General features: G+C 73.1%; 4 protein-coding genes. 2 read left to right on the top strand and 2 right to left on the bottom strand.

From position 1 onward, the window contains the following. Positions 1-527: 527 nt before the first annotated feature. The gene (locus AC5LUJ_RS17790) at positions 528-1,727 is read left to right on the top strand and encodes a PQQ-dependent sugar dehydrogenase (protein WP_493465333.1); all 1,200 of its coding nucleotides are present in this window, start codon (positions 528-530) and stop codon (positions 1,725-1,727) included. Between the two features lie 51 nt (positions 1,728-1,778). After that, positions 1,779-2,606, top strand: a complete 828-nt coding sequence (locus AC5LUJ_RS17785; protein WP_250286608.1) for an AAA family ATPase — start codon at positions 1,779-1,781, stop codon at positions 2,604-2,606. Between the two features lie 47 nt (positions 2,607-2,653). Here AC5LUJ_RS17785 and AC5LUJ_RS17780 read toward each other — a convergent pair whose 3' ends face one another. After that, positions 2,654-3,985, bottom strand: coding sequence for an FUSC family protein (locus AC5LUJ_RS17780; protein WP_493465332.1), 1,332 nt, complete (start codon positions 3,983-3,985; stop codon positions 2,654-2,656). A 121-nt stretch (positions 3,986-4,106) separates the two neighbouring features. Further along, positions 4,107-4,697: uroporphyrinogen-III C-methyltransferase (cobA, locus tag AC5LUJ_RS17775; protein ID WP_493465331.1), on the bottom strand; the 591-nt coding region annotated here is incomplete at its 5' end.

Below are 4,697 nucleotides of genomic sequence, written 5' to 3'. Positions count from 1 at the left end.
GTGGTCTGGTCACCGTCCGCTCTGTCATCGCCGGTGCGGACGAGCGTCCGGTGAGCGGGCAGGTGGACAGGGCCGATCGCTCGTCAGATAGTGGAACTTTCCTTGGCCGCCAGACATTGTGCGGGGCGGACAGGCCGTGCACGCGGCGGCCGGCTGTTCGTCACCATCGCGCGCCAGCCGGACACAGGGCAACCGGACGCAAGGGAGGTCGACGGCATGTGCTGCGAGGACCTGGTATGCGCCCGATGCGCCGGGCCAGTGGCCGAGGCCCGGTGCCCGTCCTGCCGGTCGGCTCGTGACTCGATGCACCACTCGTCCTTCACGATCACTCCGCAGCTGCTGATCGCCGTTGTCGCGGTGCTCCTGATGCTCGCCCTGCTGGCCGCCCATCACGGCTGAGCCAGGGCGGGCAGCCCTCCCGGTCGCTTCCAGGGCACGTGCGGCGTGGGCGCGACGTTGGACGGGTAGCCCGACCGGACGCGACGCACCGTCGCCGGCCGTCAGGACATCGACCGTGAGGAGAGCGGATGCCGTCTGTCAGCATGCCGCGGCCACGCGGTCGCGCCGGCCGGGCGGCGGGCGGTCACGGTCCCGCCCGTGCGGCCCTGCGCGCCCGCGCGGCGGTAGCTCTCATCGGCCTGGCCGGGATCGTCCTTGCCGGCTGCGGCTCGACCGGTACCTCCCAGGCGGACGATCCCGCGGGCACGTCCACCGGCTCCGGTCAGGGTGGTTCGCACCAGGACGGCTCACAGCGGCCGGAGACGGTTGCCAGCGGGCTGCGGGTGCCCTGGGGCCTGGCGTTCCTTCCCGACCGTTCCGCGCTGGTGGCCGAACGTGGCAGTGGCCGCATCCTGCGCGTGCCGGCGAACGGCGGCACACCCACCGAGGTCATGCGCATTCCTGACGTAGCGGCCGGCTCCGGTGAAGGCGGTCTGCTCGGTCTGGCGGTCTCCCCCGGCTATGCCACCGACCATCTCGTGTACGCCTACTACACCACCGCCATCGACAACCGGATCGTGAGATTCCCGCTGCCGTCGGGTGACACACCGCGGGCGGCCGTCGAACCGATTCTCACCGGGATCGCGAAGGCCACCATCCACAACGGTGGACGTATCGCCTTCGGCCCCGACGGCATGCTCTACGCCAGTACGGGTGACGCCTCGGAAAAGAGCAGGGCCCAGGACGCGTCCAGCCTGAACGGCAAGATTCTGCGGATGCGTCCCGACGGTTCGGTACCGGCCGGCAACCCCGGCCCGGGTTCGCTCGTGTACAGCCTCGGCCATCGCAACGTCCAGGGCCTGGCCTGGGACTCCGCCGGTCGGCTGTGGGCCACCGAGTTCGGCCAGAACACCTACGACGAGGTCAACCTGATCCAGCCCGGACACAACTACGGATGGCCCCTTGTCGAGGGCAGGGGTGACACCGACGGCGGCCGCTTCACCAGTCCCTTCGTCACCTGGAAACCCGCCGAGGCCTCCCCGAGCGGGGCCGCGATCATCGGTAGCACCCTGTATGTGGCCGCGCTCCGCGGCGAGCGGCTCTGGGCCGTCCCTCTTGACGGAAAGGGTGCTGGCACACCGCACGCTCTTCTGGACGGCGCATTCGGGCGCCTGCGCACTGTCGTGGCCGCTCCCGACGGATCCCTGTGGATTACGACCAGCAACACGGATGGACGTGGCTCACCACGTGACGGCGATGACAGAATTCTGCGTCTCACCTCGTTCTGACCGCCGCGAACCGGTCCCGGCCACCATGAGCCGGCCCCGGCGGACAGTCTGATGACGTCCCGGCTGTCGAGATCTCCAGGCGGATACGGGCTGAGGCTGCCCAACCGCCGCGTGACGCTGCGCGCCAGCGCATCCGGCCCGGGCCCCACGGACGCCCGGAGGACGGGCCACAGCGCGACCGGTCGCGACACGACCGGACGCGACGTCTGTGCTCTCGGCAGGCCCGGGCCCCCGCATGCCGGCGATCCGTCCGGCGATCCGTCCGGCGCGGGCTGGACGCTGCGCTACCCCGCCGGCACAGTGCTGATCGTGGCCGGCATCCCCGGGGCCGGCAAGAGCACACTCATCCGGCACGTGTTCGGCGACATCACGGACCCGGGCCCGAAGCCGAGCCCGGAGCCAGGCTCGGACCCGAGGGCACGGACGCGGGGCGCCAGGCCGCTGATCCTGGACTCCGCCGACATCCGGACCGCGTTACGGGCCCGCCTCGGGCCGCGCCTGCCGTACCGGCTGTACCGGCCCGCGGTACACATCGCGCACTACGCCCGGATCGCGTGGATGACGGCCCGGCACGGTGAGAGCCTCGTCGTCCACGAGTGCGGGACGCGGCGATGGGCGCGCCGGGCCATCACCGGGCTCGCCCGAGCACGCCACCGGCCCGCCCATCTCATCCTGATCGACGCACCGTCGGCGGACGCGCTCGCGGGACAACGGGCCCGGGGCCGGACGGTACGTTCCCGCGCGTTCCGGCGCCACGAACGGTCGTGGGCCCGGCTGCGGGCCGCGGGCCCGGCGGCGCTGTACCGCGAGGGCTGGTCGTCGGCCCGGGTTCTCGACCGCCGCGACGCACGCACCCTGAACGCGATCCGTTTCGGCTGAACGGCGGAACGCCCGACGGCGCCCGGCGGGCCCGGCGCGGGGCGTGATCACGAGCTGTCGGGGGCGAATCCGAGTGCCTCGTCCGTGGCGTGCATGACCTCGTCGAAGTCGAGGCCCATGCCGAGCAGCAGGTCCACCGCGGCCGAACGGACCTGGCCCACGATCACCACGGCGGGCAGCGTCTGTTCCGGTGACAGCGCCCGCGCGGCCAGCCGGACGGCCCGCATGGCGCTGCGGTGCGCGTCGGCCCGCGCGTCGGCCGCCTGGCCGGCCGACGTGCCCGCCCGCGCCCGCGCGCCGCGGCCCCGGTGAGGCCCGGCCTGCTCCTCGACCAGCGCCGTCAGGTATCCGCCCAGCGCGCGGACCGCCTCGGCGAGCTGGCTGACCGCGTCGACGAGCACCGGCGGTGCCGGAGCGCCCAGCCGCAGCAGCATGACCGCGGACCGGGCGAGAACACGCACGTTGCGTACCGCGTGGTCCATCTTCGCGGCGACCTCGCCGTATGCCGCCAGCGACGGCGAGCGGCGCCGGCGCAGGATGGTGAACCGGGCCGACTCCTCGGCCACGGCGACCGCGCCGTGGAACGCCGCGACCGCGGAGTCGATGCCGCGCGCCTCCTCCAGCGTCTGCCGGGCAGCGTCGTGGTCGTCGGCTTTCAGCGCGGCCGCGACACTGTCGAGGACGTCGGCCAGCCGTTCGAACACCGGCGCGGACTCGTCGGCCAGCTCGGTCAGCGGGTCGGTCCGCAGCGGCAGCTGGTTGACCGCGATGGCGACGGCGCCGCCGACCATCGCGTCGAAGAACCGGGCGGGGACGAGACCGCCGTCCGCCGGCGTGGTCACGGCGACATAGATGGCGGACACCGCCGACTGCACCACGAGGATCGCCCCGCCGCCGAGGAAGGCGGCCACGGACAGGGTGAGGACGGTGACGGCCACCACCGACCAGACGCTCGCCGGGCCGATGGCATTGGAGATCACATCGGCGATCAGCACGCCTACCGCGACTCCGACCCAGATGTCCAGCGCCCGCCGCAGCCGTTGCCCGCGGGTGACCCCGAGGACGATCAGTGCGGCGGCCGGGGCGAAGAACGGCAGGTCGTCCCCGACGAGATACACACCCAGCAGCCAGGCCACGGTCACGGCAAGACCCGCCTCGACGACCGCGTCCACGCAGCCGCGTAATCGCCGCAGGCCCTGAGCGAACCATGACCGGGCCGCCCGCAGCCGGCCTGCCCATGGCCCGGCCGCGGCCGCGGGCCCGGACGGCCGGAGGCCAGGCGACGGGGGGGCCTGCGACGGGGGGCCGGATGGCAGCTCGCGGCTGGTTGCCGGGCCGGCGGCCAGCGTGACCGCCGGCCGGTGCCGGTGCTGGGTCATCGTCGTGGCTCCGGTTCTGCTCTGCGGTCCGGGCCTGGGAGCGGCCGGACTGATGATCCTGATCGGGCGTCGGCCGGGTGGCCCCGCGGGGCCACGGGATCAGAGCCTCGCCGTCGCGGGATCAGAACTCCTTCTGCCGTAAAGTGTCAATCTCATTCCTTACCGTGACGACATCCCCGATGACGATGACGGCCGGCGGCTGGATGGCGGCCTGGGCGACCAGGGCCGGGATGTCGGCAAGCGGGCCGGCGACCACCTGCTGGTCACCACTGCCGCCGTCGCGGATCACCGCTGCCGGGGTCGACGCCGGGCGCCCACGCTTGATCAGTTCGGCGGTGATCTGCTCCAGCGCGCCGATGCCCATGAGGATGATGATCGTCCCGGGGCCGGTCGCCACGGCGTCCCAGTCGACCGTCGAGCCCGGATGCGACGGGTCGACATGGCCGGACACGATCGTGACGTCCTGGGTGATCCCACGGTGGGTGACCGGGATGCCGGCCAGTGCGGGCACCGCCGTCGCGCTGGTCACCCCCGGGACGACCTCGCAGGGCACCCCGGCGGCCGCGCAGGCCAGCGCCTCCTCGCCGCCGCGGCCGAAGACGAACGGGTCGCCGCCCTTGAGACGCACCACCCCCAGGCCACGCCGGGCGCGTTCGACGATCACCTGGTTGATCTGCTCCTGGGTGAGGTTGTGGCCGTGCGGCGCCTTGCC

The sequence above is a fragment of the Protofrankia sp. CiP1_Cm_nod3 genome, from assembly GCF_982290655.1.
Note: the sequence above shows the minus strand (reverse complement) of the source record. Positions and strands in the feature narration are given on the sequence as shown.

What these genes read in the sequence shown, in the direction of transcription:
- AC5LUJ_RS17780 (WP_493465332.1), bottom strand. Translation starts at nt 3,985, where the DNA reads ATGACCCAGCACCGGCACCGGCCGGCGGTCACGCTGGCCGCCGGCCCG.
- AC5LUJ_RS17785 (WP_250286608.1), top strand. Translation starts at nt 1,779, where the DNA reads ATGACGTCCCGGCTGTCGAGATCTCCAGGCGGATACGGGCTGAGGCTG.
- AC5LUJ_RS17790 (WP_493465333.1), top strand. Translation starts at nt 528, where the DNA reads ATGCCGTCTGTCAGCATGCCGCGGCCACGCGGTCGCGCCGGCCGGGCG.